Here is a 26895-nt window from a genome sequence, read left to right on the forward strand (position 1 = left end):
GGGGGAGCGACGAATAGGTTCGGACACCGGATCCGGCGACGGTCGTCCCGCTCAGTCGATCCGGATCGCGTGGCCCGCCTCGGAGGACCGGTAGATCGCGTCGATGACCCGTTGGACCGTGAGCGCCTCGTCGATCGTGTTTATCGACGGCGCTTCGCCCTCGGCGACCGCCTCCAGGAAGACACCCTGTTCGGCGGCGTGGCTGTCGTCGTTCCGCGCCTCGATCGTCGTATCGGAGAGGTGGTGGCCACCACCGGAGTCCGCCTCGTGGATCGTGAGCTCGTCGTTGCCGCGGTCGAACGTCGCGCCGGCCTCGGTCCCGCGGACGACGAACTCGTCGTTCGTCGGGCGGTTCGTCGCCCACGCGACCTCCAGCGAGACCGTGTTGCCGTCGGCGTCGCGGATGAACGCGGAGGCGGAGTCGTCGACGTCGAACCCGCCGGGGCCGTTGTCCTCGCCCCACATGTGGACGAACGCGTAGTCGTCGCGCCCGCCGAACTCCGAGCGCGTCTCACCGGAGACCTCGACGACTTCGGGATGATCGAGGAAGTACAACGCGAGGTCGATCGCGTGGACCCCGATGTCGATGAGCGCGCCGCCGCCGGCGACTTCCGCGGAGGTGAACCAGGAACCGCGGCCGGGGATCCCGCGGCGGCGGACGTAGTTCGCCTCCACGTGCGTCGTCTCGCCGAATCGGCCCTCGTCCTGGTAGTGTTTGATCACCTGGACCGGGTTCGCGAAGCGGTTGTTGAACCCGACCATACAGAAGCCGTCCGCGTCCGCGGCCGCCTCGGCGATCCGCTCGGCGCTGTCGAGCGAGTGCGCGAGCGGTTTCTCGAGGAGGACGTCGAGGCCCGCCTCCAGCGCGGAGACGGCGTACTCCTCGTGGAACCGGTTCGGCGTCGTGATCAACACCGCGTCACACGCGTCGTAGAGGTTCGCCTCCTCCTCGTAGGCGTGGACGCCGAACTCCTCGTGGAACCGGCTCCGGGCGTCGGGGTCGATGTCCATCCCGCCGACGAGGTTCGCGTCCCGTTCCGTGAGCCTCGTGGCGTGGTGGTTCCCGATCCCGCCGAGGCCGACGATGCCGACGGCGACGTCGTTCGCGCTGGTCATGGACGGAAGTTCACAACAATCGTTGTTAAGGTTCACGCTCCGATCCCGGCGATCGACGGATGGCGCTACGGCCGCCGAAAGGACCGGTTCCGGCGGATCCCCACGCCTCGCTCGACCAGGGGCCGCGATCCTCCGGATTCGGCTCCGGTAGGAAGTCCCGGGCTCGGATCCGAACGGTCGTGCGAACGGCTAACTCACTCGGCGACCGTCGTTTCCCGAACGCGGATCCCCTTCCGGGCGAGATGGCGCATCTGCCGCTGGGCGAACTCCTCCTCGGCCGAGCCACGCGTCGCGAGCACGTAGACGAGCGCGGAACCCGAGGGACGCATCGTTCGCCCGGCCCGTTGAGAGCCCTGGCGGCGCGAGCCACCGAGCCCCGAGGCGACGACGGCGAGCTCCGCGTTCGGGAGGTCGATCCCCTCGTCCCCGACACGGGAGACGATCAAGGCATCGAGCGGGCCGTCGTTCGCGTTTGCGCTCGCGTTTCCATCCCTGTCCTCGTCCTCGCTGGCGTCATCATCTCCATCTTCGCGCCGATCCCCGTCTCCACGGAACCGCCGAAACAGGGCGTTCCGCTCGTAATGCGGCGTCTCCCCGCTGATGAACGGGATGTCGAGGGCGTCCGAGAGAGCCGCCCCTTGGTCGAGGTACTCGACGAACACGAGCGCCTTCTTCCCGCGATGTGCGGAGAGCAGGTAGCGGACCTCCGCGGCCTTCGCCGGGTTCTCGGCGGCGAGCCGGCGGCGCTCCCGGCCGTCCGCGCTGACGTACTCGTTGCGCGCGAGGTCGTGACGCCAGGGAACGTACCGGATCTCGACTTCGGGCTCCTGGACGAACCCCGCCTCGAACAGCGCGTCCCAGTCCGCACCGATCGGCGGCCCGATGAGCGTGTACACCTCCTCCTCGCTTTCCGTCTCGCTCACGGGCGTCGCCGACAGGCCGAGCCGGTGTTTCGCCTGCAGCTCGGCCGATCGCGAGAAGACGGGTGCGGTGATGTGGTGACACTCGTCGAAGACGATCAGGCCCCAGCGCCGCGAGTCGAACAGGCTCCGGTGTCGGTCCATCCCCGCCGTCTGGTACGTGGCGATGGTGATCGGGCGGATCGCCTTCTCGCCGCCGTGGTACTCGCCGACGTCGGCGGGGTCGATCGTCGAGTGCGCGGCGAGCTCCGCGCGCCACTGGTTCGCCAGCTCCCGCGAGGGGACGAGGATCAGCGTCTCGCCGCCAACCGCCGCGATCGTCGCGATGGCCGCGACCGTCTTCCCGGAGCCCGGCGGCCCGACGTAGACGCCGGACCGGTTCTCGAGGAACGCGTCGACCCAGCCCTCCTGGTACGGCCGCAGGTCGGCCGTGAGTTCGATGTCGACCGGATCGCCCGTCTCGAGGTCACGGTCGTCGACGACGGGGTAGCCGGCGTCGTATAACGCCCGCTTGATCCCGGCGATCGCCGTCTCGTTCACCCACGCCTCCGTCTCCGAGATCGGCGCACGGAGGTGCTCCTCCGCGAGGTGGTCCGCGGCCACGTTGCCCATCAGGCTCTCGGAGGCGGCCTCGAGGACGACGTAGCCGTCCTCGTGGGTGTACAGCCGGAACCGATGGGCGCGCCGCCACTGATCGGTCATCCACCCCTCCAACCCCTCGAACCGCCTCGGCAGCACGGCCCTGACCCGCGCGATCAGGTCGTCGACGTCGTCGAACGGCGCGGCCCACACGTCTTCCTGTCGGATCCGGTAGAGGTATCCCCGGGTCCCGGGCTCCGTCCCCGTCGTGTCGACGAGGTGTGCGAACGCCGACAGCTGCGCGCGCGTGAACTGGGTCGGTCGGTCGACGACGATCTCCCGGCGGTTCGGAAAGACGACGATCCGTTCCCGGGTCGCCAGCTCGCCCCACTCCCGCGGGTAGAACACGACGGGGTCGCCGCCGACGTCGACCCGGTCGACCGCCCCGCGCCCGACCAGCGTTTCGAGCGCGTCGCTGGCGCGCGACTGCGTCGTCCCGAGCCGTCGGGCGACCTCGCTCGCGGTCGCGAGGGGTCGACCCTCCGCCTCCAGCGCCTCGTGGAACCGGTCCAGCGGGAGGTCGTCGTTGCCGTCCTCGCTCCCCGCCTCGCCGGTGTCGTCTGCCATCGACTACGGGTCGGGTCCGGAGCGGGAAATGGGTAGCGCCCCGCCCCGCCTCGCGGGTCGAGCGTAGGGCCGACGGCACAAACCGTTTTGTCGACGGGCGACGACCCTCGACCATGCAGCGTCGCGAATGGCTCGCCGCCGTCGGAGGCGTCACCTGCACCCTCGCCGGCTGTGTCGGAACCGGGTCGGATGCCGAGCCCGATCACGACACCGAAGCCGACAGCGACGGCGACGCGTCGGCGACGGCGACGACCGAGGACGAAGCGACCGAGGAAGGGGCGGAGGAGGCGGCCGACGAGGGAACGAGCGAGGCGACCGACGAACTCCCGGTTCACGAGGGATACGAGACGACGGAGGTCCGCGTCAGGACGCCCGACGGCGACGAGCTCGGTCGGGTGACCGCGGCGATCGCGGACACGAACGACCTCCGATATCTGGGATTGAGCGACACCGAATCGCTGCCGACCGATCGGGGGATGTTGTTCGTCTACGGATCGGAGCGCGAGGGGCTCACGTTCGTCATGCGGGAGATGGACTTCGGGATCGACATCGTCTACGCCGACGCCGAAGGCGTGATCACCCGGATCCACCACGCGCCCGCGCCGGCCCCGGACGAGGACGGCAACGAGCAAGGGTATCCCGGAGACGGCCAGTACGTCCTGGAGGTTGGTTACGAGTGGACGACGGCTCGTGGGGTCGAAGAAGGGGACGTCCTGGAGTTCGATCTCGAGGAGTGACGACGCGTCGGGCACACTGCGACGCGTCGGGGACTCAGCGCCCGCCGGACCTGGGGCGACAGCGCCGCTCGATGAGCGCCGACTTCGATCGGAATCGGCAGCCACACGCCGTACACCGAACGAACGGCTCGCCGGCGACCGTCTCGAGCCGGTGGTCGCCGATCTCGAACGGGCGCGATATCGACCGCCGACGGAGCCGGTCGGGGATCGGTTCGTCGGCGTCGTCGCTGAGCGCCGTCCGGACCGCGATCGTGTCGACGTCGGTCGCGTCCCATCGCGCCGACGCGAGCGCCGCCCCGCGGTCGGCGACCTCCGTCCACGCGGTGACGACGACCGGCGAGTTCGTCTCGGTGTCGCTCACGACGACGACGAACCGGATCCCGTCCTCGACGAACGCGAACCGCCACCCGTCCGTCCGGTTCCAGCGGAGCTGGCCGTCGCGGATCGCGTCGCTCACGGTTCGTGTCGAGACGTATCGACCCGGCTGGCCGAGCCGTTCGCGGAAGTGATCCGTGAGCGCGTACAGGCCGGGGTCCCGGATCGGGGGGTCCTCCGGCGTCCTGACGGCCGCCGGTCGCCGACCGGGGTCGGCGTCGGGGACGTCGGTCGCGGGCGATACGGGCTCGAACGTCCGCGGACCCTCGATCGTCGGTCCGATACGGGTCGGACCGGGGGTCTCAGCGTACGGCGCGTTCGGGCGTTCCGCCGATCCGGTGCCGGGAGCGTCGGCGCGTCCCGGCCCGCCCTGTCGGGATGCCACTGTCCCCGTATAAGTCGTCCTCTCTTAAGGGTGTTACGCCGTCCCATACGCGTCGGTTTCCCGTCAGTTCGACCCCCGCCGCGTTCGGGACTGGAACGCGGGCGGCGGCCCGGTCGCGTTTCACCGGAAAGGTGGTGGGTTCCGCCGAAACGCCCGAGCCACCGCCGGCGTGAGACCGGTGTTTTTGTACGGCGAGGCGCGTACAACCGGCAATGAGTCCGACCCCGGAGGGGAAGCCGAACAGCAAGGTCGCGCGAGTCATCGAAAAGTACGACCTCTCCGGCTGGGGGGACCGGCTCGAGCGGGAGTGGCTCGGCGAGGTCGGCGAACGGACCAGCCTCCGCGACCTCGCCGAGACGTTCAACCGCGCGGTGCTGGCCGCCGCGCTCAGGGAGGCGGGCGAGGCGGTCATCGAGGACGACGTGGGAAGCACCTACCGGGTCTTGACCGGCGACGACGTCTCACAGGCCGACACCCTGCGCAAGGAGCGTGACCTCGAGCGGCTCGGCGTCGACGTCGACGCGGTCCGAAGCGACTTCGTCACCCACCAGGCGGTCCACTCGTACCTGACCGACTACCGCGAGGCCGAACTCGGGGACCGCTCGCCCGACCCCGACCACAAGGTCGACACCCTCGAACGCCTCGAGGGACGGACCGCGGCCGTCGCGGAATCGACGCTGGAGGGGCTCGTGCGCTCGGGAGCGGTGACCGACCGGAGCTACGAGCTGTTCGTCGAGGTCCGGACGGTGTGTGAGGACTGCGGGACCGGCTACGCGCTGGTCGACCTCATCCGGCGAGGTGGCTGCGACTGCTCCGACGAGGAGTAGGCGTCCGTTAAGTAGGCGAAGCCGACGTCCGCTCCGTTCCGTCGCCGTCACCGCCGTACGCTTCGTTCAACTCGCTCGGCCGTCGTCGCGTCCGCGCTCTGCGACCGTCCGCCCTTCCGACACCTTATGCTTGTTAAACACTTGCAAGGACTATGGACGGAACACCTCCCGACCGCGGGGCTCGAGCGAGGGTCGGTGGTCGGGTTCGGGGGGCGATCCCCGCGCTTTCGTCGGGCGTCGCCGCGGTCGGTGGGGCGACGCTCGTCGGCGGCGACTGGCCCGGCGCCCTCATCGAGGCGGCCGCGTGGACCCTGTTGGTCGCGGTTCCCGACGCCGCCCTCGCGTGGGGGATCCTCACGCTGACCGACCTCGGCCGGCCGCTCCTGGCCGTCGGTGCCGGGCTGTGCTGTGTCCTCGCCTTCGCCGCCGTCGCCGCCGCGGCCGTGCGCTTGGCCGGAGGCGATCGGCCGTCGGGTGGCGGCCGCCGGGGTCGGGCGGACGCCGTCTTCGGCGGCGGCTTCGGGCAGGCGATCGTCGCGTTCGGGCTCACGATCGATCCCCTGATCGCGCTCGCCGCCGGGGTCTGCGGCGGCGTAACGCTCGCGCTCTCGGGCGTCGACGGGACCGTCTCACGGCCGGTTCCCGGGCGGCGACGGCTCCTCCGTGCGGTCGGCGTCGCCGCGGGGACCCTCGGGATCGCGTGGGCGACCGCGAGCCGGCCGTCGCCGGTTCCCGATGACCCCCTCGACGACCCGGGAGTCGACGCGATGCTCGCCGCGGCCGCCGAGCGGTCGTTCGATCTGCCGGGAGCCGAGCCGCTGGTCTCCGAGCGGTTCTTCCAGGTGGACATCAACACGTCCACGCCGGTCGTCGAACGGGAGGACTGGCGGCTGTGGATCGACGGTCCGGGCCCGGGATCGCGGCTGATCCTCGACTACGACGACCTGACCGCCCGGGAGGCGGAACACCGGTTCGTCACGCTGCGGTGTGTAAGCGACGAGGTGAACGGTGACCTCATCGACACGGCCCTCTGGACCGGCGTGCCGATCGCTCCCCTCCTGGAGGAAGCGGGCGCACCGGAGGAGTGCTGTGTATACGTCGAGGCCGCTGACGGGTACTACCACGCGTTCCCGCGGGCGGCGCTCGAACGCGGCTTTCTCGCCTGGCGGATGAACGGTCGGCTCCTGCCGCGCGGACACGGCCACCCGGTTCGTGCGCTCATTCCGGGCCATTGGGGCGAGATCAACGTGAAGTGGATCACCCGGATCGAGATCCGTGAGGAGCCGGCGACGAGCTACTGGCAGCAACACGGCTGGCACGGCGACGGCCCCGTCTCGACCGTGGCGAAGGTCCACTCAGTCGCGGGCACGCCGGACGGTGACGGGCTCGTCGTCGGAGGGCACGCCTACGCGGGTACCCGTGGCGTGAGCACCGTCGAGGTGTCGGTCGACGGCGGCGACACGTGGGAGCGTGCGACGCTCTCCGATCCCCTCCCCGCGGCGGTTCGGGCCGCGGTTCCGGCGGTGGGCGAAGAGTCGATCGAAGGGCCGGGTCCCGATACGGTGACCGGGACGTCCGACGTCCCGCAAGCGAGCGATGGAGGGAGACCCTCGGGGACGGCCGCCGACGCCTGGCGGATGTGGCGCTACGAGTACACGGCGGATGGCCCTCACGACGTGGTCGCAAGGGCGATCGAAGCCGACGGGACGACACAGCCCGTCGCCGAAGCCGACCCGTTCCCGGAAGGCGCGAGCGGCTGGGTGCGGCGGCGCGTCGACCCGGAGCGAGTGCGGTAGCGGTCGTCGGGTATCGGTCCAGGAGCGACCGTCTGAGATCGGTCCAAGAGCGACCGTCTGAGATCGGTCCAAGAGCGACCGTCTGGGATCGGTCCAAGAGCGACCGTCGTTGGACCCGGAACCGCTTTCCGGCCGCGGGGCGCAGTCCACGCCGATGACCACCCGCCGTGCCCTGCTCGACGCGCTGGAGAACGGCCCCGTCCCCGGGCCGGCCCTCGCCGCGGAGTTGGACGTGTCGCGAGCCGCCGTCTGGAAGGCGGTCGAAGGGCTCCGCGAGGAGGGGTTCGCCGTCGCGTCGACCCCGGAGGGCTACGTCGCGCCGGCGGATCCGCCGTACACGGCCGCCGGGATCGAGTTCGGGCTCGACGCGCCCTACGCGGTCGACTACCATGACTCGACCCCCTCGACGAACGAGCGCGCCCGCGAGCTTGCGGGGGACGGCCGGAGCGACGTCGCCGTCGTCGCCGACGAACAGACCGGCGGACGGGGGCGACTCGGTCGGGAGTGGGTCGCGCCCGCCGGCGGCGTGTGGGTTTCCGTCCTCACCCGCCCGGCCGTTCCGACGGCACACGCGCCCGTGTTCACGCTCGCGGCGGCGGTCGCGACGACTGACGCCTGCCGGGAGGCGGGCGTGGACGCCCACATCAAGTGGCCGAACGACGTGCTCGTCGGCGGCGGCAGCGGCTCGTCGGCGGACGATCTGGACGACCCGGCGGCGGCCGACCGGGGCGGCCGAAAGCTCGTGGGGATACTCACGGAGATGGAAGGGGAGGCCGATCGCGTCTCGTGGCTGACCGTCGGCGTCGGCGTCAACGCGAACCTCGACCCCGACGCGCTCCCTCCGGGCGCGACGTCGCTCCGCGCGGAACGCGGTGCGGACGTGGACCGCCGTCGGTTCCTCCAGCGGCTCCTCGAGCGATATCACGAGTTGGCGGCGGAGCCGGAGCTGGTCCTTCCGGCGTGGCGCGAGCGCACGAGCACCCTCGGGTCGCGGGTTCGCGTCGACACGGCGACCGGCGAGGTGCGGGGAACCGCGGTCGATGTCGCGTTCCCCGGCGCGCTCGTCGTCGACACCGGGGACGACACGGTCCGGGTTCACGCCGGCGACTGCGAGCACCTCCGCCCGGAACGCGATCGTTGAAACAAGGGCCGACGAAGGGACCACGGTCGCTGGACGAGGGGTGTAGAGCGGGACACGATCGCCAAAGTGGCTGGGCTGGCGGAGAGGGTACGATCGTCAGAGGATGTACCGACCGTTCGGTCCGTCAGGACGCTTCCGAGCCGACGACGTTACCCTCGGCAGCGTCGGTGTCGGCGGCGGTGTCCTCGGCTGCGGCGTCTTCGACCGCGGTCTCCGGTTCCGCACGGGTTTCGGCCACCCGGACCGTCAACACGGGTACCTCGGAGGCGCGAACCACCTTCTCGGCGACGCTTCCGAGCAGGAGTCGATCGATCCCTCCGCGGCCGTGCGTCCCCATGACGATCAGGTCACACGACTCCGCCTCGGCGTACCTGACGATCTCCCGGCTCGGCGAGCCGTCGACGACGGCGGTCGTCACGTCGACGCCGCGACCCGCCGCCAGCTCGTTGACCGCCTCGACGGCGGTTTCGGCGTCCGCACGGAGCAGGTCGTCGACCCCCTCCCAAGAGGTCTCCATCGGCATGCCCGCGTAGCTCGCGGTGTTGATCACGTACAACGCGTGGACGCTCGCGCCGTGGACCGTCGCGAGCGCCAGCGCGTGCTCGACCGCACGCTCCCCCTCCGTGGAGCCGTCGGTCGGCACCAGGATCCGGTCGTACAATGTCATATGTTCTCGTGTGTACTACCTCTCCGGGGGGCATAACTCTTTGCACGTTTTGCCGGTTCTTTCGGTCGGTTCGGTTCTCGCTCCGGCGAGCGTCGGCGTTCGCCCAGTCGACACAGTTATCGGCGACCTCGGCGAGGCCATCATATGGTTCAGAGAATATCTGTGGAATCTCTCGATATGATGCAGCGCATTGGGGAGCGGACTCTCCACGTCGGGCGTGACAGACCGATCCGGATCTCGGCGGGCCACCGGCTGTTACACCACGACGGGAAGTGTCGTCGGCCACACGGGCACAACTACGAGGTCACGGTCACGGTCCGCGGCGAGCTCACGGACGAGGGATGGGTCGTCGACAAGGGCACGGTCACCGACGTCGTCGACGAGTGGGACCACCGGTTCCTCTTGGAGCGGGGGGACCCGCTCGTCGACGCCTTCGAGGCCGCCGGCGACGGGGACGGGCTCATCGTCCTCGACGCGCCGCCGACCGCGGAAGTGATGGCTGTCGTCCTCGAGGAACGGCTGGCCGAGCGGCTCCCCGATTCCGTCTCGTCGGTCGCCGTCTCCGTCAGCGAAACGAGCGAGCTGTGTGCCGCGCCCTGATGCCGGTCACCAGCGACGTCGACGAGGCGGGGTTCAGGAACGAGACGGCGTCTGTAGGCGAGACGCCGTCCACGGATGACAATGGCTCGCTCCCGATCAACGAGCTGTTCGTGTCGCTTCAGGGGGAGGGAACCCTCGCCGGTCAGCCCTCCACGTTCGTTCGGACCGCCGGATGCAACCTCCGGTGTTGGTTCTGTGATTCGTATCACACGTCCTGGGAGCCGACGGGGGCGTGGATGGATCTCGACGCGATCGTCGACGCGGTGGCGTCCCGCGACCCCGATCACGTCGTCGTCACCGGCGGCGAGCCCCTGATCCACGACGGCGTCGTCGACCTCCTGCACGCGCTCGACGACCGCGGGTACCACCTCACCGTCGAGACGAACGGCACGGTCGTCCCGCCCGCTGACGCCCCGATCGACCTCGCGAGCGTGAGTCCGAAGCTCGCCTCGTCGACTCCGACGCCCGAACGTCCGCCGGCCGGGGTCGATCCCGCGGACGCGTCCGTGGGGGAGGCCGACCTCGAGCGGTGGGCCGAGCGCCACGAGGCCGACCGGATCGATCCGGACGCGCTGGCGACGCTCGTCGCCCGGTACGGGACGCAAATGAAGTTCGTCGTCACCGGTCCCGACGACCTCCCCGAGATCGAGGCACTCGTCGCGTCCGTCCGCGAGCGGCTCCCGTCGACCACCGGCCTCGCGGACGGCGACGTCCTCCTCATGCCCGAGGGCCAGACGCGGGACCGTCTCGCGGAGACTCGCCGAGTCGTCGACTGGCTCGAACGCGGTTACCGGTATACGCCCCGCCTCCACGTCGACCTGTGGAACGACGCGCCCGAGACCTGACTCCCCACCCGACCGATCCGCCGCCCGAGATCCATCCATGACGACCACCGACTCAACCGACACGACTGAATCGACCACTGATTCCACCGAACCGACCACAGACTCCACCGAACCGACCACTGACTCCACCGAGCCAACTGCCGAGAGGCGCGCCGTCGTCCTCGTCTCCGGCGGGATGGACAGCGCGACGACCGCCTACGAGGCGGCCGCCCGTGGATACGACCTCTACTTCCTGCACACCTCATACGGCCAAAACACGCAGGCGAAAGAGTACGAATGCGCCCGCGCGCTCGCCGACCGCGCGGAACTCCCCGTTCGCGACTTCCTCCACATCGAGACCGACCACCTGAGGCGGATCGGCGCGTCGTCGTTGACGGACGACGGGATCGACGTCGCCGACGCGGGGGCGGAAGACGAGGCGATCCCCTCGTCGTACGTCCCGTTCCGCAACGCGAACCTGCTCGCGATGGCCGTTTCCTACGCCGAGGCGAACGAGTGTGAAGCCGTCTTCGTCGGCGCGCATTCGGAGGACTACGCCGGCTATCCGGACTGCCGGCCGGAGTTCTTCGAGGCGTTCGAGGCGATGATCGACGTCGGAACGAAGCCCGAGACGGGGATCTCCCTCGAGGTTCCGTACGTCGAGGACTCGAAGACGACCATCGTCGAACGCGGCCTCGAACTCGGCGTCCCTCACGGGATCACGTGGTCCTGTTATCGGAACGACGAGCCCGCCTGCGGGACGTGCGACTCCTGTGTCTTCCGGCTGGAGGCGTTCGCGAACGCCGAAGCGCACGACCCGATCCCGTACGCCGAGCGGCGACTCGACGTGTGAACGGCGGTTCGAGCCGAGCGTCGCTGCCGCTCTGTCACCGTTCGGTCCCGTTCCGAGCGTCGGCGTTCACGTCGGGTTCGTACACGTACGAGTGATCGATATCGACGTCGTACAGGAGGGTTCCTCCGGGCATCCGTCGGATCCGAGCGAGCGCGTAGCAGTCCCCGACCGATCCCGACGTGTTCAACACGAGCACGAACGCGGCGGTGATCGCGACGGCGGGAACCGGAACGAACAGGAGCGGAACCGCGACCGCGGTGACGACGAACAGCGGGGCGGCACCCACCCACAGCACCTCCTCGCGGCGCTGGAACGCGCCGAAGGCCCCTGCGTAGAGCGCGCCCATCGACGGGACCGCGCCGTACGTCACCTCGTAGCCGAACCGTCGGAACGCCGCCCCGTGGATCAGCTCGTGGACGACGACAGTGACGAGGAGCGCGACGACGAACGGCGCGAGGATCGCCGTCAGATCGAGGGTCCAGACGGTCGCGTCGCCGTCGACCGTCACCTCGTAGAAGGCGAACACCCCGACGCCGTGGATCGCCACCAGGGCCGCCACGGCGAGGGCGCTCGCGACGAGACCCACGACGCTGGAGGCGACGAGGAGCCCGACCGTCGGGTACGTGAACTCGTACGGCTCCGCGTAACCGTCGGGCGTTGGGGGGAGGACAAGGGGCGGGTCGCTCACGAAGCGGCCGACGGCCGCCACCCGCATGAATCGATCCGATCCGGCGAGCGGATCCGACACGTGCGCTCGATTCACACGCCACCGCCCCTCTCGAATCGCTTTTGTCCGGGGGCCGCCCAGCGGAGGTAATGAGCTACCGGATCGGCCTCGTCGGCAAGCCCTCGGTGGGCAAGTCGACGTTTTTCAATGCGGCGACGATGAACGACGTGCCCGAGGGCGCGTACCCCTTCACGACGATCGACCCGAGCATGGGCGAGGCGTACGTCCGCGTCGACTGTGCGGCCCCGGAGTTCGACGAGACGTGTACGCCGAGCGTCGGCGTCTGTGAGGACGGGACGCGGTTCGTGCCCGTCAAACTCGTCGACGTGGCGGGGCTCGTCCCCGGTGCCCACGAGGGGCGCGGGCTCGGCAACCAGTTCCTCACGGACCTCAACGAGACGGACGTGTTGATCCACGTCGTCGACTTCTCCGGGACGACCGACATCGAGGGCGAGGCGACGACGGGTCACGACCCGCGCGAGGACATCGACTTCCTCGAGGCGGAGCTCGACGCGTGGTACCGTGACGTGCTCGGGAAGGGAATCGAGAAGTTCGAGACGCGCTATCACGGCTCCGAGGCCGCGATAGAGGAAGAGCTCGCCGAGCAGATGTCGGCGTTCGGCATCACCAAAGACGAGATGAAACAGGTGATCCTCACCCAGGGGCTCGAGCTCGACCCCGAGACGTGGGACGAGGCCGACCGCACCGAACTCGCCCGCGAGATCCGCAAGCGGACGAAGCCGATGGTCGTCGCCGCCAACAAGATGGACACGGCGGCGGCCCAGGAGAACTGGGAGACGATCACGGCGGACCCCGACTACGAGCACCTCTCGTTCGTGCCCGCGAGCGCGCACGCGGAGAAGGCGCTGAAGAACGCGGACGAGGCCGGCGTCGTCGATTACACGGCGGGTGACGCGTCGTTCGAGATCGTCGGCGACGTCTCCGACGAGCAGGCGGAGGGGTTAGCGCGGATCCGGGAGTTCGTCGACGGCTACGACGGGACGGGCGTGCAGGGCGCACTGGAGTCGGCGGTGTTCGACGTGCTCGGCTGTATCGCCGTCTTCCCCGGCTCCGCGAACGGGAGCAAAGACGAGAAGGGCGTGTTCCGCGACTGCTTTATCCTCCCGGAGGGGTCGACGACGGAGGACTTCGCGTTCCACATCCACTCGGACATCGGCGAGGGGCTGTTACACGGGACGGACTGCCGGAGCGGCCGACAGGTGTCGAAGGGCCACGAGCTCACCCACCGCGACGTGATCGAGCTGATCTCGACGAAGCAGCTCACGGCGTGACGGTGTGACGTCGTGACGTCGTGGCGTCGTGGCGTCGTGACGCGGCACTCAAGGGAGCTCCCTCATAAGTGACCGCAGTGAGTCAGGACGTCATCACGGTCCTCTTCGGCGACCCGTTCGCGGTCATGAACACGATCGGCTTGATCGCGTTCGCGCTCGTGGGGTCATCGAAGGCGATCCGCGAGGAGTTCGACGTGTTCGGGGTCGTGATCGTCGGGCTGGCGATGGCGTTCGCCGGTGGGGTGACCCGCGACCTGCTCGTCACGCGGGTTCCGTTGGCGCTCCAGTCGCCGATCGAGATCGGTCTGGGACTGCTCGGGGTCGGCTTGGCGATCGGTCTCAGCGTCGTGTTGTCGTCCCCGGACACGCATCCGGTCACGCTGGTCGCGGACGCCGTCGGGCTCGCCGCGTTCGCGACGACCGGCGCGATCGTCGCAACCGAGGCGGGTGTGTCGGTGTTCGGGGTCGTCGCGATCGCAACGATCAACGCCGCCGGCGGGGGCGCCGTCGCGGACGTCCTCCTCGATCGAGCGCCCTTCATCCTCTTCGAGGACTTTTACGCGAGTTGTGCCGTCCTCGGTGGGGGCGCATACGTGCTCGCGGGAGCGGTGGGGGCGGCGGGCGGGACGGCCGCGGTGGTGTGTGCAGTCGTGACCGTCGCGTCCCGGCTCGCCGCGGTGACGTACGGCTGGAACCTCCCGACGGTACAGGAGCTGGGGCTGCGACGCGAGTGATCGGCGCGTCGGGTCGCGCTCCACTGATAAGCGCGACGTGGCCTCGTGGCGTCGTGGCGGTATGGAGACGTGTCGGTATGGAGGCGTGCCGGCGTTTCGGTACCCCGTGCCTCACCCTCCCCAACCGTCGACCGACCGGGGCGCGGACCGCACCGTTTCGCGCCCCGGTCGGCCGGTCCCTCGCGCGCTCCCGACCGCGTCGCGGCGGCGTTGCGGCCGCGACGCGGTCGGGGAATCGCGCGCCGGAGGGAGCAAAGGGCTGGAGGGAGTGAAGGGCTGAAGGGGACCGTTTATCAGTCGAATATGGCGTCGGCGCGTGCGTTTATAAGCGTGGGTTGGATCGGGAACCCCACGATCCGCGCGTCGGACGCGTCAGTCGTCCGCGGTCGCCGCGCCGCCGTCGCCACCGTCCCCACCACCAAGGTCGGCGGCGACGGTGTCGATTCGGTCGCTGGGGATCGTCCCGTCCGCGCGGAGCCCGCGCGCCTCGTAGTACTCCTGGACGGCCGCGTCGACGTCGGGGATCTCGTATGGAAGGGCGTCGTCGCCGACGTCCTTCCCGCGGCGGTTGTTGAAGTGTCGCTCGCGTTCGATCGTCTCCGCGCCGACGGCGAGCAGCTCCTCGTAGGGGCACTCAAGCATCGCCGCGAGCCGCTCGTCGGTGACGTAGTCGCTCGCGAACGCACAGACGATCGCGGAGTCGCGGACCGCGTTGCGGTTCTCCAGCTCGACGAGCGTCCCCGCCTTTCCGAGCGTTCCCTCGGGGTCGAGGTCGCCGGCGTACTCGGGCCGGAGCATCCCCGCGTACATGTGGTCGCCGCCGCGGTTGGCGACCGCATACGAGAGCCCCTGCCCGTGGAGCACGCGCCCGTCGTGGGCCGCGAACTCCATCCCTTTCACCGTGTAGTCGTCGACGCCGAGCGCCCCGTGTGCGCGGTGGACGCCCTCCGCGAGCAGGTCCGCCAGCTCGTCGCCCGGCTCCCGGTACGCGATCCGCTCGGTCACCTCCTGAGCCAGCTCGGCGTTCCCGAACTCGTCCTCGCTCTTGAGGTAGGCGGCGACGGTGACGCCCGCCGAGATGGTGTCCATCCCGAGCGTGTCACACAGCTCGTTGGCGCGCATGACGTCGACGATGTCGCCGACCCCGTGGCTCGACCCGAACGCGTACACCGTCTCGAACTCCGGCCCCTCCGTCTCCACGCCCGTGGCCTCGTCGCGCGTGGGGAGCTTGCAGGCGTACGCACACTGCGAGCAGGCCTCCTTCTTGTACTTCTTCTCCTCGACGGCGGTCCCGCCGATGCCGGCGGCGCTCTCGAACTCGTACTCGTCGAAGTACCGGGTCGGCAGCGAGAAGTTCTCGTTGATGAACTCGGTGCCGCCGGTCGTCCCCTGTCGTTTCATCCGGTCGTCGGAGGTCGCCGCTTCCCGGTGGATGTCCATCGACGGCGGGTCGGGGATCTCGATCTCGGGGTGACTGTCGCCGTCGAACGTGACCGCCTTGAGGTTCTTCGAGCCGAGCAGGGCGCCGAGCCCGCCGCGACCGAACGCGCGGGAGTCGTACGTCATCACGCAGGCGAACCGCACCAGGTTCTCGCCCGCGGGCCCGATCGCGATGCAGTTTTCGGGCCCGAGGCCGCGCGTCGCCGCGACGTGCTCGGACACCTCGGGGACGGTCGCGCCCGCGAGATCCGGAACCGGTTCGAACTCGACCCCCTCGTCGGTGACGTGTGCGATCAGCAGCTCGTCGCTCGCGCCGACGACCTCGAGCGTCGAGATCCCGGTCCCGGCGAACTCCCGCGAGAGGTAGCCGCCGGCGTTCGTCGAGACGAGCCCGTCGGTGAGCGGCGACAGCCCCGTCATCGACATCCGACCGGTGAACGAGGTCCGTGACGACTGAAACGGCCCCGTCGCGAGGTACGCACGGTTCTCCGGGCCGAACGGGTCGGCGTCGAACGGGATCCGGTCGTGTGCCAGTGCGGTCGCGACGCCCCGGCCGCCGACGTATCGTTCGAGCACGTCGTCGATGTCGGTTCGCGTCGCCGTTCGCTCCGTGAGATCAAGGGTGAGGAGCGGCCCCACAGCGTGGATCATGCGGATCGCTACCGAGCCCAAGAGTAAAGCTCTGACCCCGGTTCCGGCGGGTCGACACGGGGGAAGAGAGCGCGGACGGCCCGCCGACAGCTCACCGCCCCCTTACCGTCCACGAGCGTAGTCGTGTGCCGCCGCGACGAGGCGATCGAAGGCGCCGCATTCGGCGTGTCGATGGGCGTACGTGCCGACGGTCCGGTGTTCGCGGAGCCCGTCGCGATCGCCGTCGATCCCCGTTCCTCGCTCGACCGCGAAGGCGAACCGGGCGTCGTCGTCGGGGTCCAGCGTCTGCGCCGAGTAGTGGAACTCGTGTCCGCGATGCCGCTCCTCGGCGCGTGCCGTAACCCCGTCGTCGACCGCGCGGAGCTCGACGTGATCGAGCGCTTGGTACCGTTCCTGCATGACCACGTCGCCGGGAAGGACGCCGGCCATCCCGTACGTCTCGCCGTCGACGGTCGTTAGCGACTGCGAGAGCGCCATCAGCCCGCCACACTCGCCGAGGACCGGCAGCCCGTCGGCGGCCCGCGAGGCGAGCGTCGACAGCGCCGGCGACGACGACAGCGCGGCGGCGTGGTTCTCGGGATACCCGCCCGGGAGGTACACCGCGTCGCACGCGGGGAGGTCGTCGCCGGCGACGGGCGCGAACGTCACGACGGTCGCGAGCTCGCGGAGCCGCTCGCGGGTCGCCGGGTAGACGAACCGGAACGCCGCGTCGGTGGCGACCGCCACGGTCGGCCGGTCGGTATCCCCGTTCGTGGAGTTCGCGTTCGCGGGGTTCGCGTTCGCGGCGTCGACGCCTTCGGGGGTCGCGACCGGTCGAGCGACCCGTGCGAGCGCCTCTCCGTCGAGCGCGGCGGCGGCCTCGTCGATCGCCGCCTCCGGGATCGGGGCTTCGTCTCCCATGTGTAACCCGAGGTGGCGGTCCGGGATCTCGAGGCCGTCCATCGGCGGGACCCGCCCGAGCCACGCGATGCCCTCCGGGAGCGACTCGCGGATCCCCGCGGCGTGACGGCCGCCGTGGGCCCGGGCGGCGACGACCCCGACGACGTCGACGCGTGGCTCCGCGACCGCCTCGTGGATCGCGTCCGGCAGGGCGACGTGTGCGGCGTATTCGCGGAATCCGAGCGCGGTCGCCCCGACGCTCTGCATGCCGGCGCTGGCGTCGACGACGAGCACGACCGGGACGTCGAGCGCGGCGGCGGTGGCGGCCGTCGACGTGACGGAGCCGTCGTACAGCCCCATCATCCCTTCGACGACGGCGATGGAGGGCCCGGAGTCGGCCGAGTCGGAGCCGTCGTCCGTAACGGCCCGGTGGAGGTTCCGTCGGACCCCGTCGACGCCCTGCATCCACGTGTCGAGGGTTCGGGACGGGCGGCCGATCGCGGCCGCGTGGTGGCTCGGGTCGATGTAGTCGGGCCCGGCCTTCGCGGGGACGGGACGGTACCCCGCCGAGGAGAGGGCGCGAGCGATCGCCAACGTCGCGACGGTCTTGCCGACGCCGGAGGCGGTCCCTCCGACGACGATCCCCGTCACCGGCGGGGTGGTGTGCATACGACCGATCGCGGGGGCGTCGTGAAAAGTCCGCGTGTTGTCGGAGGAGGGGCGGTTGTATCGAGGCGAACTGGTCGCTCCAGCGGAGGGACTGGTCGCTCCAACGCAGGGACCGGTCGCTCCGTCGCTCCCGGGCTCGAACGCTTCCGGATCCGAACGCTTCCGGATCCGAACGCCCGCCGACACCAAAGCTACTTGTTCACAACACCGAGACGGTTGTATATGGAGGGTGATGAGGCGACCTCGCCGCGCGTGCTCGACAGTAAACGTGACGCCACCCGGTACCGCGTGCTCGTCGAGATCGCGGCCCGCCAACCGGCGGTGAGCCAAGGCGAGATCGCCGAGGCGCTCGGCGTCACTTCGCAGGCCGTGAGCGACTACGTGCGGGCGCTCGTCGACTCCGGCTACGTCGAGAAGCACGGACGGGGGCGGTACGAGGTGACCAAGGAGGGCGTCGATTGGCTGATCAACCGGACCGACGCGCTCTCGGAGTTCCTCGCGCGGGTCTCCGATGACGTTCTCGGGAGCGTCGACGTCGACGCCGCGGTCGCGACCGGACCCGTGAGCGACGGGGACGTCGTCGGACTCGAGATGCGGGACGGCGTGCTCCACGCGGTCCCGAACGGCGGTCCGGCGACCGCGGTCGCCGTCACCGACGGTGACGCGGGTGCGGCCGTCGGCGTGACGGACTTCGAGGGTGTCGTCGACTACGATCCCGGCGTCGTGACCGCGCTGTCCGTTCCGGACGTCACGGAGGGGGGTCCGCTCGACCCCGATCGGATCCGCGAGTACGTCGGAGAGAACGACCTCGTCGCCGTCGCGGGGACGGAGTCGTACGCCACCGCAGCTGCCGCAGCGATCGACGTCGACGTCCGGTTCGGGACGGTCGACGCGGTTTCGGAGGCCGCGCTCCGCGGGCTCGACGTGTTCCTGCTGGTGTCGACCGACGAGCTCTCGCGACACACCACCCGTCTCCGGGACGACGGGATCCGGTACGAGGTTCACGATCCGATCGGGAGCGGCGGGGGTGGTGAGGGCAGCGGGGCTGGCGAGAGTGGCGAGAGTGGCAAGGGTGACGAGAGTGGCGAGGGTAGCGGAGCTGGCGAGGGTGACGAGAGTTGCGAGGATAGTGACGACTGATCCCCCATTGAGTCCGATCGGAGGGAGTCGGTGGACGTGCGCCGCGAGCGACGGCGGCGGCGCGAGCGACGACGCGGGCGGGGTGGCGAACCACCGATCGTGACGAACCAGTGACTATAAAGGCACGATTACCCAATTATCTGGTGCTATCCGCCCGTCCGTGAATTACGACACTAGATAGCTTTCTAAACTTTTTAACGGCCTCTAAACCTTTTTTGAACGGTTCGAACGGGCCGCGAACGATCGGTGAACGGTTCGGCTCGATCGTTAATCGACGCGAATCCACCGTAACGCTCGGTCCCTTATATGGGGTGTCCGCTCCGTGGAGTGAACGAGGCAGGTGCCCCAGATGTCGAACAACACGTCCCACTCGATCACACACACGCCGATGCGGATCGGCGCCGCGCTCTCGGCCAAATTCCGGACCCTCACCGCACGCGGGATCCGCGCCGCCGCCTTCTGGGCGGCAGTGCTGCTTCCCGTCGCGTACGTACCGGTGTTCTACGGGGTCGGCGGCGTCGACGGCACGTGGAGCTTCTTCGCGTTGCTCGCGCTCCACATCGCCTGTGTCGTGATCGGACATGACCACAACTGCCCCGCCGCCGACGGCTCGGCCCCGCTTGAGCACTAACCATGAGCACGACCGCATCCACCACGGACCCCGCGACCGGCGCATCGAAGGCGGACCGACTCGCCGCGTATCTCCGTGAGGAGGCCGCCGACGGCGAGACGTACTTCAAAGCGAAGTTCATCGCCGACGACGTCGAGCTATCGCCCAAGGAGATCGGGGCGCTGATAGTCCGCCTCCAGGACTCCGTCCCCGACTTGGAGATCGAGAAGTGGTCGTACACGGGCGCGACCACCTGGCGCGTCACCCGACAGTAACCTCTCGAAATCGTACGCCGAACCTGCCACCAGCGGATCCGCCACCAGCGATCCGGCTGCCGGCGATCCGACTGCCGCTGACTCGCTATCGACGAACCTGCCAGCGACGAGCCCGCCAATCGTCCGTTTCTGACAAACAGTTATCGGACAGGTTATCATAACGATCATCCATGGGAATAGATGACACCCCGGAGCGGGCGGACCTCTCGGCAGCCGCCCTCGGACACGACCATCCGGACGTCCCGGAGTACCGTGAGCTTGCCGCCGACCTCCGTGACCATGTGTCGGGATCGGTCGCGTTCGACGAGTACGCACAGGTGCTGTACGCGACCGACGGCAGCATTTACGGGGCGCGGCCGGCCGGCGTCGTCACCCCGACATCGGTCGGGGACGTACGGGCGTGTCTCGAGGTGGCCGACGACCACGACGTCCCGGTGCTTCCTCGTGGTGCAGGGTCGTCGCTCGCGGGACAGGCCGTCGGTCCGGGCTGTGTCGTGCTCGACTTCAGCGTCCACATGGACGCGATCGTCGACGTCGACCCCGACCGGCGGCGAGCGACGGTACAGCCGGGCGTGGTTCAGGACCGTCTGGACGATCGACTCGCCGAACACGGGCTCAAGTTCGCTCCTGATCCCGCCTCGTCGGGTCGCGCGACCGTCGGCGGCGGGATCGGCAACAACTCCACGGGGGCTCACTCGGTCCGGTACGGGATCACTGACGCGTACATCGAATCGTTGACCGTCGTCCTGGCCGGCGGAGACGTCATCCGCACCCGAGAGGTCGTTCTCGACTCTCCAGAATACGACGCGATCGTCGCTGAAGGGGGGCGTGAGGCCGCGATCTACGAGACGGTCCGAGGGATCGTCGAGGAACACACCGATGAGATCGAGCGTCGATATCCGGAATTGAAGCGCTGTGTCTCCGGGTACAACCTGCAGAAAGTGATCTACGAGACCGACGACGGTGAGCGGGCGATCGACCTCTCGAAGCTGCTCGTCGGCGCGGAGGGGACGCTCGGGGTCGTCGTCGAGGCGGAGCTGTCGCTCGTGACGGAGCCGACGGAAACGGCGCTCGCGGTGTACTGCTTCGACGACCTGGTGGCGGCGATGCGGGCGGTTCCGGTCGCGTTGGAGCTCCCCGTCTCGGCGGTCGAGCTGATGGACGAGGCGGTGTTCTCGCTCGCGGCGGATTCAGAGGAGTTCGCGGAGTACGCCGCGGCGATCCCCGACGGTACCGCCGCCGCGCTGCTGTTGGAGTGGGACTCTGAGCTCGTCGACGACTTCGAGGCGGCGATCGGAGCGGCGAGCGCTCGGTTCATCGATGGCGGGGACACGCAGACTACGGCGTTCGACGTGAACGAGGATACGGACGGGGCGGCGGCGTTCGACGTGATCGAGGCGTACAGCGACGAGGCACAGGCGGACCTGTGGAAGCTCCGAAAGGCGGCGATCCCGCTCTTGATGTCGATGGAAGGCGACGCGAAGCCCTATCCCTTCATCGAGGACGCGTCCGTTCCGCCCGCGGAGCTGGCGGCGTACGTGACCGAGTTCCAGGACGTGTTAGCCGCACACGACACGTCGGCGGCGTACTTCGCGCACGCGGGCTCCGGGACCCTTCACATCCGACCGATCCTCTCGCTCAAGGAGACGGACGGGATCGAGAAGATGCACTCCATCGCCGAGGACGTCACGGACCTGGTCGTCGAACACCACGGTGCGTTCTCCGGCGAACACGGTGACGGGCTCGCACGTACCGAGTTCAACCCGAAGATGTACGGGCCCGAGCTCTGGTCCGCCTTCCAGGAGGTCAAATCCGTCTTCGACCCCGGGTGGCGGATGAACCCCGGAAAGGTCGTCTACGTCGACGAGGGGACGGCGACGGAACGAGGATACCCGGAGACCGCCGCGGAGACCGACATGCGTGACGACCTGCGGTACGGCGCGTCATATCAGTCGACGTACCGTCCGGGGGACTCGAAAACACCCTCGGCAGGCGGTTCGACGACGGACCCGGCAAGCGGTTCGACGACGGACTCGACGATGCTGGACTTCTCCGCGGAGGGTGGATTCACCGACCTCGTCGAGCTGTGTAACGGCTGTGGCACCTGTCGGGAGACCGCCTCCGGAACGATGTGTCCGACGTACCGTGCGTCGAGAGAGGAGGTCCAAACGACGCGCGGGCGCGCGAACATGCTCCGTGCGGCGATCAGTGGCGATCTCGATCCCGAGGAACTACACTCCGACCGGTTCCAATCCGAGGTGCTTGATCTCTGTATCGGCTGCAAGGGGTGTCAAAGCGACTGTCCGACCGGCGTCGACCTCGCGAAGCTGAAAGCCGAGGTGAAACACGACCACCACGGGCGACACGGGTCGTCGATCCGCGAACGACTGTTTCGGGACGTCGACCGGTACGCCGGGATCGGGAGCGCAACTGCACCGCTCTCAAACGCGATGACGAAGGTTCCGGGCGTACGTACCGCGATGCGATCGGTACTCGGGATCGCACCGGAACGCCAATTGCCGTCGTTCACCCGTGAGACGCTTTGTGAGTGGTTCGAGCATCGTGGTGGATCCGCCGTTCCGGCGGTCGAAGCCGACGCGTCGGTCGTCCTCTTTCCGGACACGTATACGAACTATAGCTATCCCGCCGCCGGACGGGCAGCGGTACGCGTTCTGGAGGCCGCGAACGTCCACGTCGAGATCCCGACCGATCTCGCGCCGTCGGGCCGGGCGGCGTTCTCTGGTGGGTTCCTCGACGTCGCACGCGAGCGCGCCGCGACGAACGTCGACGCGCTGTCCGACCGCGTCCGTGACGGGTGGGCGGTCGTGTTCGTGGAGCCTTCCGACGCCGTGATGTTCCAGGACGAGTACCGCGACTTGCTCGGGGGCGGCGACGTCGACTCGGTGTCGGCTGCGTCGTACGGCGTGTTGGAGTATCTCGACGTTGCACGGGTCGACGAGCGGATCTCGTTCGACTCCCCGGCCGAGTCGGTCACGTATCACGGTCACTGTAACCAGAAGGCCGTCGGGACGGATCACCACACCGCCGACGTGCTGCGCCGAGTCGGATACACGGTCGATGCGATCGATTCGGGCTGCTGCGGAATGGCGGGGTCGTTCGGCTACGAGGCGGAACACTACGACCTGTCCCGCGCGATCGGTCGGGCCCTGTTCGACCGGATCGACGGGAGCGGAGGGGACGTCGTCACGACGCCGGGCGGGTCGTGTCGGTCACAGATCGACGACCTCCGCGGCGGCGGGCGGCCTCCACACCCGATCCAGCTGGTGGCGGATGCGCTCCCCGAGTGAGGAACGTGGTGTGGGTGACTTCCGAGTGGGCGCTGTGTTCCGTCAGTCTCGAAGCGAAGGGCGTCGTTTGGAGAGACACACCACGTTTCCGGTGAAACGGGTGAACAGGGGGGTGGGGGTCGATTTGCGGCTTCTTCCGTCGAACCGACTGACGGATCCGCGCTCTCTTCCGAAAGGGAGTCTATAAACTATTAAATAGTTGTTCTTCGTATAGTCCATTAAGCTTCTAGCAGTTATGAAAATGCATTCTTGCAGTTACTCGTGAGCTTCACCGGAACCGGCTCTTTTCGTGCTCTTTTCGTGCTCTTTTCGGCTCGTTACTCGTCGATCCCGGCACCAGCTTCCTTGCTTTTCGTGCGACCATCGTGGAACCGTCTTACTATCGTCGTGAGTCTCGGCCGTTCTTGGACGCCGTGAAGTCCGAGCGTTGAATTCGACGAGAACGCGAACGAGAACGCGTATATTCGAGCTGCTACGAACACCGTACTCTGTCGGTCGTCGCTCGTCTACCCACACCACGTTTCCGGTGAACACGCCTCGCTGAGACACACCCCCGTTCCCATCTCCATCCCCACCTCCATCCCCACCCCCACCCCCACCTCACCCCGTTTCACCGGAAACCCGGTGTGTGTCTCGACACATCGAAAGCAGAACACATTTCACCGGAAACGCGGTGTCGGTAGTATGGACGCAGCGGACGACCTCTTCACGAGGGAGGACCCCATCTTCGCCAACAAGGAGCTCCTCGAGATCAGCCACCTTCCGGGGGAGGGGCGGATCGTTGGCCGCGACGACGAGATCTCCGACCTCGCCACGGCAGTGAACCCCGCGATCTTCGGACAGAGCCCCAGCAACGTCCTCATCTACGGAAAGACCGGGACCGGGAAGTCGCTCTGTGCCAAGTACGTCTCCCAACGCCTCGTCAGCACGGCGGGCGAGGAGGGCGTCAACGCGACGTTCGCGTACGTCGACTGCGCACAGGACACGACCGAAACCCAGGCGGTCCAGACGATCGCCGAGGGCGTCAACGACCCGGAAGCCACCGGGATCAACGTTCCGGATAAGGGCCTCTCGACGTCGACGTACTACAAACGACTCTGGCGGATCCTCGATCAGCGGTACGACGTCGTCTTGATCCTCCTCGACGAGATCGACAAGTTGGACGACGACGCCATCCTGATGCAGCTCTCACGGGCCGGGGAGGCCGGGAAGATCACCGACTGCAAGCTCGGCGTCGTCGGCATCAGTAACAAGATCCAGTACAAAGACCGCATGGACGAGCGCGTCAAATCGAGTCTCTGTGAGCGCGAGTTCGTCTTCCCGCCGTACGACGCGAACCAGCTCCGCGAGATCATGCAGGCCCGCTCCGACGCCTTCCACGACGACGTGCTCGAACCGTCGACGATCCCGCGCGCGGCCGCGCTCGCGGCCCGCGAACACGGGGACGCCCGGAAGGCCATCGACATCCTCCGATACGCCGGCGAGATCGCACAGGCGAACGGCCAACCGACGGTCCGTGAGGAGTTCGTCACGCAGGCCCGGGAACGTGCCGAAACCGACCGGTTCCGCGAGCTGATCCGCGGTTCGACGCCACACTCGCGCTACGTGTTGCAGGCGCTCGCGCTGCTCTCGCTTTCGAACGGCCGACAGGACGGGTTCCGGACGAGCCGCGTGTACGAGATCTACGAGAACATCTGCCGGCAGGAGGGCTCCGACAGCCTCTCGCTCCGACGCGTCCGTGACCTGCTCAAGGAGCACGCCTTCCTGGACATCATCGAGCAGTCCAAACACAGCGGTGGCAGCGCCGAGGGGAGCTACACGAAACATCAACTCCTCGAGGACCCGGAAGTCGTCAAGGAAGTCCTCACCGAGGGGTCCTAACGACGTCTCACCGAGGATTCCTAACGACGTCTCACGAGGGCCCGTTCCGAATCCTCAGCACGGGCCCGTCGCGGATCCCACCGCAGGCTCGCCCCGACTCTCCCTGTGACTCGTCGCCCGGGTCCTCATCGAAGGTTAGAGCGGTAGAAAGCGGATCTCTATCGCGGTCGCATCCTCTATCGTTCCGTCGCCTTCGCTCGCTCGAGCTCAGCCGAGGAGCCCGAGGCCTTCGATCCGCTCGACGATCTCCTCGACCGCTTCCTCCGCGTCGTCGGTCCGCTTCCCGCCCGTGATGACGATCTTCCCGCTCCCGAACAGAAGGATGACGACTTCCGGCTCGTCCATCCGGTAGACGAGCCCCGGGAACTGCTCGGGTTCGTATTCGACGTCCTCGAGCCCGAGCCCGATCGCGAGTGCGTTCAGGTTGAGGTTGTGCCCGAGGTCCGCGCTCGAGACGATGTTCTGGACCGTGATCTCGGGGTCCTCCTCGACGGGAATGCTCAGGCCGCGGAGTTTCTCGAAGATGATCCCGAGCGCCTCGTGGACGTCGTCGATGCTCTTTGCGCCCGTACAGACGATCTTGCCGGACCGAAAGATGAGGGCGGCCGCCTTCGGCTCCTGTGTCCGGTAGACGAGTCCGGGGAAGTTATCCGGGTTAAAGTCGGCACCCGGGAGGTCCTCCGCGAGCGCTTCCAAGTCGAGCTCTTGGCCGATTCCCGTCGATGCAACCACGTTCTGTATCTCGATCGAGTCTGCAGGGTTCGTCATCGTTCGCTTTTATATGTGTACCCCTCCCTTATAAACGCCCGTGTTATAAACTACCGCTATCTGGGAGAGAAACCGTTCTGGACGATCGTCGCTATCTCGAACCGGATCCGTTCGATCGTCGTTCTCTGCACGGTTTTCTCCGTGCGTTCCGGTTTTCTCTCGTAGTAATCACACGACCGATCCGGCGGCGTCGCGTCCGAGAGCTATATGAAGTACATATACTCCTGTCCGCGCTCTCCTGACCAGCACCGCTCGTCCGGGAGTGGTACCCGTCGACCGCTGTCCTGAACACGTCCGTTGCTGTCTCGCTATCCGCGTGCGAGCTCGGTGGCTGTCCGTCCCGTCGACGATCCGGGCGAGGCGGTCGCCGACCCCGTTCAACGATCGACAGGGACCGCTTCGTGTTCGAAGGCGGTCATGCGTGGAAGTTCGCGCGCGAGCGCACGCGAGCGGAAACAGACGATTTCGTGTCTGGCACCCGTGGCCCGGAACTTGGCACGCGGCCCAACGTACGTCGAGAACGGCTCCCGACCCCGAAGCGCGTCCGATACGTCCTGCACCATGAGAACCCGTTCCCATGAAACCGCATGACGAAGGGCGATCGGTTCGACGGGGTTAAGTACAACCCGGGCATTCGGATTAATGCGAAGAGCCCCCCGCCGTGGGGGGCAACGGCCGGCCGCGACGCGGCCGGTCGACGCGTTCCGACGCCCTTATCAGTGTAAGGGTGTTCGAACGTAATGCGAAGAACGCATCGCGGACTCGGGCCGTTCAACTCGGCCCGGTTTCGCTGAGTCGGTTCAGCCGACTCGAAGCCATGAGGATCTCGCCCCCTGCGCTCCGGCGTAAGAGGGGATCTGATGTGAGCCTTGGTAGTTCGGTGTCATCCAGGTCGCTGGGTGAGCCGGACACCATATTGGACCATGCAATGGTGTTTTGACATCTCGTCAAAACCCGCCAACCCCCTCCGTGCCGGGAACCAGGCACGGAGGTTATTCATTCCGGTTGATCCTGCCGGAGGCCATTGCTATTGGGATCCGATTTAGCCATGCTAGTTGTACGAGTTCATACTCG

At 68.2% G+C, this 26895-nt stretch carries 22 protein-coding genes and 1 rRNA gene; 15 read left to right on the forward strand and 8 right to left on the reverse strand.

The genetic code is table 11. The features are described 5' to 3' along the window. Window positions 1–51 precede the first annotated feature (51 nt). The gene (locus tag GRS48_RS08675; protein ID WP_159485533.1) at window positions 52–1116 is read right to left on the reverse strand and encodes a Gfo/Idh/MocA family protein; all 1065 of its coding nucleotides are present in this window, start codon (window positions 1114–1116) and stop codon (window positions 52–54) included. 194 nt (window positions 1117–1310) lie between these two features. Beyond that, window positions 1311–3242, reverse strand: coding sequence for a DEAD/DEAH box helicase family protein (locus GRS48_RS08680; RefSeq protein WP_159485535.1), 1932 nt, complete (start codon window positions 3240–3242; stop codon window positions 1311–1313). Between the two features lie 113 nt (window positions 3243–3355). On the opposite strand from GRS48_RS08680, the gene GRS48_RS08685 reads away from it, so the two are divergent. Continuing rightward, window positions 3356–3979: a DUF192 domain-containing protein gene (locus tag GRS48_RS08685; RefSeq protein ID WP_159485537.1), complete on the forward strand. Its 624-nt coding sequence runs from the start codon at window positions 3356–3358 to the stop codon at window positions 3977–3979. 34 nt (window positions 3980–4013) lie between these two features. Here the strand turns inward: GRS48_RS08685 and GRS48_RS08690 are convergent, their stop codons facing one another. Further along, window positions 4014–4739, reverse strand: a complete 726-nt coding sequence (locus GRS48_RS08690) for a hypothetical protein (RefSeq protein WP_235028029.1) — start codon at window positions 4737–4739, stop codon at window positions 4014–4016. Between the two features lie 212 nt (window positions 4740–4951). Between GRS48_RS08690 and rdfA the strand changes: the two genes are divergently transcribed. From rdfA to GRS48_RS08705, 3 genes are all read left to right on the forward strand, one after another. Continuing rightward, window positions 4952–5566 (forward strand): rod-determining factor RdfA, encoded by a 615-nt coding sequence (gene rdfA / locus GRS48_RS08695; protein ID WP_159485539.1) that lies wholly within the window; start codon window positions 4952–4954, stop codon window positions 5564–5566. A gap of 152 nt (window positions 5567–5718) precedes the next feature. Further along, entirely contained in the window at window positions 5719–7362 is a 1644-nt protein-coding gene (locus GRS48_RS08700) for a molybdopterin-dependent oxidoreductase (protein ID WP_159485541.1), read from the forward strand. A gap of 154 nt (window positions 7363–7516) precedes the next feature. After that, complete coding sequence (locus GRS48_RS08705) at window positions 7517–8503, forward strand: biotin--[acetyl-CoA-carboxylase] ligase (RefSeq protein ID WP_159485543.1); 987 nt, start codon at window positions 7517–7519, stop codon at window positions 8501–8503. A gap of 124 nt (window positions 8504–8627) precedes the next feature. Here the strand turns inward: GRS48_RS08705 and GRS48_RS08710 are convergent, their stop codons facing one another. Next, window positions 8628–9170: a universal stress protein gene (locus tag GRS48_RS08710; protein ID WP_159485545.1), complete on the reverse strand. Its 543-nt coding sequence runs from the start codon at window positions 9168–9170 to the stop codon at window positions 8628–8630. A 144-nt stretch (window positions 9171–9314) separates the two neighbouring features. Between GRS48_RS08710 and GRS48_RS08715 the strand changes: the two genes are divergently transcribed. From GRS48_RS08715 to queC, 3 genes are read left to right on the forward strand one after another with little or no spacing between them, the layout of a single operon-like run. Next, a complete protein-coding gene (locus GRS48_RS08715) occupies window positions 9315–9770 on the forward strand; it encodes a 6-pyruvoyl tetrahydropterin synthase family protein (protein ID WP_159485547.1) in 456 nt (151 codons plus the stop codon). Continuing rightward, window positions 9770–10615, forward strand: coding sequence for a 7-carboxy-7-deazaguanine synthase QueE (locus GRS48_RS08720; protein WP_159485549.1), 846 nt, complete (start codon window positions 9770–9772; stop codon window positions 10613–10615). The genes GRS48_RS08715 and GRS48_RS08720 overlap by 1 nt, the downstream gene beginning before the upstream one ends. 37 nt (window positions 10616–10652) lie before the next feature. Next, entirely contained in the window at window positions 10653–11447 is a 795-nt protein-coding gene (gene queC, locus GRS48_RS08725; protein ID WP_159485551.1) for a 7-cyano-7-deazaguanine synthase QueC, read from the forward strand. Between the two features lie 34 nt (window positions 11448–11481). On the opposite strand, the gene GRS48_RS08730 is transcribed toward queC, so the two are convergent. Beyond that, window positions 11482–12135 carry a DUF3267 domain-containing protein gene (locus tag GRS48_RS08730; RefSeq protein ID WP_159485553.1) on the reverse strand — a complete coding sequence of 218 codons (654 nt, stop codon included), beginning with the start codon at window positions 12133–12135 and terminating at the stop codon, window positions 11482–11484. Window positions 12136–12263: 128 nt separating this feature from the next. On the opposite strand from GRS48_RS08730, the gene GRS48_RS08735 reads away from it, so the two are divergent. Beyond that, the gene (locus GRS48_RS08735; protein WP_159485555.1) at window positions 12264–13466 is read left to right on the forward strand and encodes a redox-regulated ATPase YchF; all 1203 of its coding nucleotides are present in this window, start codon (window positions 12264–12266) and stop codon (window positions 13464–13466) included. Window positions 13467–13543: 77 nt separating this feature from the next. Beyond that, complete coding sequence (locus tag GRS48_RS08740) at window positions 13544–14200, forward strand: TRIC cation channel family protein (RefSeq protein WP_321168367.1); 657 nt, start codon at window positions 13544–13546, stop codon at window positions 14198–14200. 372 nt (window positions 14201–14572) lie between these two features. Here the strand turns inward: GRS48_RS08740 and GRS48_RS08745 are convergent, their stop codons facing one another. Continuing rightward, entirely contained in the window at window positions 14573–16291 is a 1719-nt protein-coding gene (locus tag GRS48_RS08745) for an aldehyde ferredoxin oxidoreductase C-terminal domain-containing protein (protein WP_159485557.1), read from the reverse strand. Window positions 16292–16393: 102 nt separating this feature from the next. Then, the gene (locus tag GRS48_RS08750; protein ID WP_321168370.1) at window positions 16394–17821 is read right to left on the reverse strand and encodes a cobyrinate a,c-diamide synthase; all 1428 of its coding nucleotides are present in this window, start codon (window positions 17819–17821) and stop codon (window positions 16394–16396) included. Window positions 17822–18061: 240 nt separating this feature from the next. Between GRS48_RS08750 and GRS48_RS08755 the strand changes: the two genes are divergently transcribed. The 5 genes from GRS48_RS08755 to GRS48_RS08775 all read left to right on the forward strand — a co-directional run bounded on the left by GRS48_RS08755 (window position 18062) and on the right by GRS48_RS08775 (window position 25053). Further along, window positions 18062–18979, forward strand: coding sequence for a MarR family transcriptional regulator (locus tag GRS48_RS08755; protein WP_200840237.1), 918 nt, complete (start codon window positions 18062–18064; stop codon window positions 18977–18979). Between the two features lie 349 nt (window positions 18980–19328). After that, a complete protein-coding gene (locus GRS48_RS08760) occupies window positions 19329–19610 on the forward strand; it encodes a hypothetical protein (protein WP_159485561.1) in 282 nt (93 codons plus the stop codon). Between the two features lie 2 nt (window positions 19611–19612). Beyond that, window positions 19613–19864, forward strand: coding sequence for a hypothetical protein (locus GRS48_RS08765; RefSeq protein WP_159485563.1), 252 nt, complete (start codon window positions 19613–19615; stop codon window positions 19862–19864). A 170-nt stretch (window positions 19865–20034) separates the two neighbouring features. Beyond that, the gene (locus tag GRS48_RS08770) at window positions 20035–23172 is read left to right on the forward strand and encodes an FAD-binding and (Fe-S)-binding domain-containing protein (RefSeq protein WP_159485565.1); all 3138 of its coding nucleotides are present in this window, start codon (window positions 20035–20037) and stop codon (window positions 23170–23172) included. Window positions 23173–23856: 684 nt separating this feature from the next. Continuing rightward, a complete protein-coding gene (locus GRS48_RS08775) occupies window positions 23857–25053 on the forward strand; it encodes a Cdc6/Cdc18 family protein (protein WP_159485567.1) in 1197 nt (398 codons plus the stop codon). A gap of 207 nt (window positions 25054–25260) precedes the next feature. On the opposite strand, the gene GRS48_RS08780 is transcribed toward GRS48_RS08775, so the two are convergent. After that, window positions 25261–25821: a TATA-box-binding protein gene (locus GRS48_RS08780; protein WP_159485569.1), complete on the reverse strand. Its 561-nt coding sequence runs from the start codon at window positions 25819–25821 to the stop codon at window positions 25261–25263. A gap of 998 nt (window positions 25822–26819) precedes the next feature. On the opposite strand from GRS48_RS08780, the gene GRS48_RS08785 reads away from it, so the two are divergent. Continuing rightward, a 16S ribosomal RNA gene (locus tag GRS48_RS08785) occupies window positions 26820–26895 on the forward strand; the annotation flags it as partial.

It is taken from the genome of Halorubrum sp. JWXQ-INN 858 (assembly GCF_009806985.1).
In the GTDB taxonomy this organism is placed as follows: Archaea; Halobacteriota; Halobacteria; order Halobacteriales; family Haloferacaceae; genus Halorubrum.

Bases quoted from the DNA above. Each gene is read 5' to 3' on its own strand.
- GRS48_RS08675 (WP_159485533.1), bottom strand. From the start codon at position 1,116: ATGACCAGCGCGAACGACGTCGCCGTCGGCATCGTCGGCCTCGGCGGG.
- GRS48_RS08680 (WP_159485535.1), bottom strand. From the start codon at position 3,242: ATGGCAGACGACACCGGCGAGGCGGGGAGCGAGGACGGCAACGACGAC.
- GRS48_RS08685 (WP_159485537.1), top strand. From the start codon at position 3,356: ATGCAGCGTCGCGAATGGCTCGCCGCCGTCGGAGGCGTCACCTGCACC.
- rdfA (WP_159485539.1), top strand. From the start codon at position 4,952: ATGAGTCCGACCCCGGAGGGGAAGCCGAACAGCAAGGTCGCGCGAGTC.
- GRS48_RS08700 (WP_159485541.1), top strand. From the start codon at position 5,719: ATGGACGGAACACCTCCCGACCGCGGGGCTCGAGCGAGGGTCGGTGGT.
- GRS48_RS08705 (WP_159485543.1), top strand. From the start codon at position 7,517: ATGACCACCCGCCGTGCCCTGCTCGACGCGCTGGAGAACGGCCCCGTC.
- GRS48_RS08710 (WP_159485545.1), bottom strand. From the start codon at position 9,170: ATGACATTGTACGACCGGATCCTGGTGCCGACCGACGGCTCCACGGAG.
- GRS48_RS08715 (WP_159485547.1), top strand. From the start codon at position 9,315: ATGGTTCAGAGAATATCTGTGGAATCTCTCGATATGATGCAGCGCATT.
- GRS48_RS08720 (WP_159485549.1), top strand. From the start codon at position 9,770: ATGCCGGTCACCAGCGACGTCGACGAGGCGGGGTTCAGGAACGAGACG.
- queC (WP_159485551.1), top strand. From the start codon at position 10,653: ATGACGACCACCGACTCAACCGACACGACTGAATCGACCACTGATTCC.
- GRS48_RS08735 (WP_159485555.1), top strand. From the start codon at position 12,264: ATGAGCTACCGGATCGGCCTCGTCGGCAAGCCCTCGGTGGGCAAGTCG.
- GRS48_RS08745 (WP_159485557.1), bottom strand. From the start codon at position 16,291: ATGATCCACGCTGTGGGGCCGCTCCTCACCCTTGATCTCACGGAGCGA.
- GRS48_RS08755 (WP_200840237.1), top strand. From the start codon at position 18,062: ATGGAGGGTGATGAGGCGACCTCGCCGCGCGTGCTCGACAGTAAACGT.
- GRS48_RS08760 (WP_159485561.1), top strand. From the start codon at position 19,329: ATGTCGAACAACACGTCCCACTCGATCACACACACGCCGATGCGGATC.
- GRS48_RS08765 (WP_159485563.1), top strand. From the start codon at position 19,613: ATGAGCACGACCGCATCCACCACGGACCCCGCGACCGGCGCATCGAAG.
- GRS48_RS08770 (WP_159485565.1), top strand. From the start codon at position 20,035: ATGGGAATAGATGACACCCCGGAGCGGGCGGACCTCTCGGCAGCCGCC.
- GRS48_RS08775 (WP_159485567.1), top strand. From the start codon at position 23,857: ATGGACGCAGCGGACGACCTCTTCACGAGGGAGGACCCCATCTTCGCC.
- GRS48_RS08780 (WP_159485569.1), bottom strand. From the start codon at position 25,821: ATGACGAACCCTGCAGACTCGATCGAGATACAGAACGTGGTTGCATCG.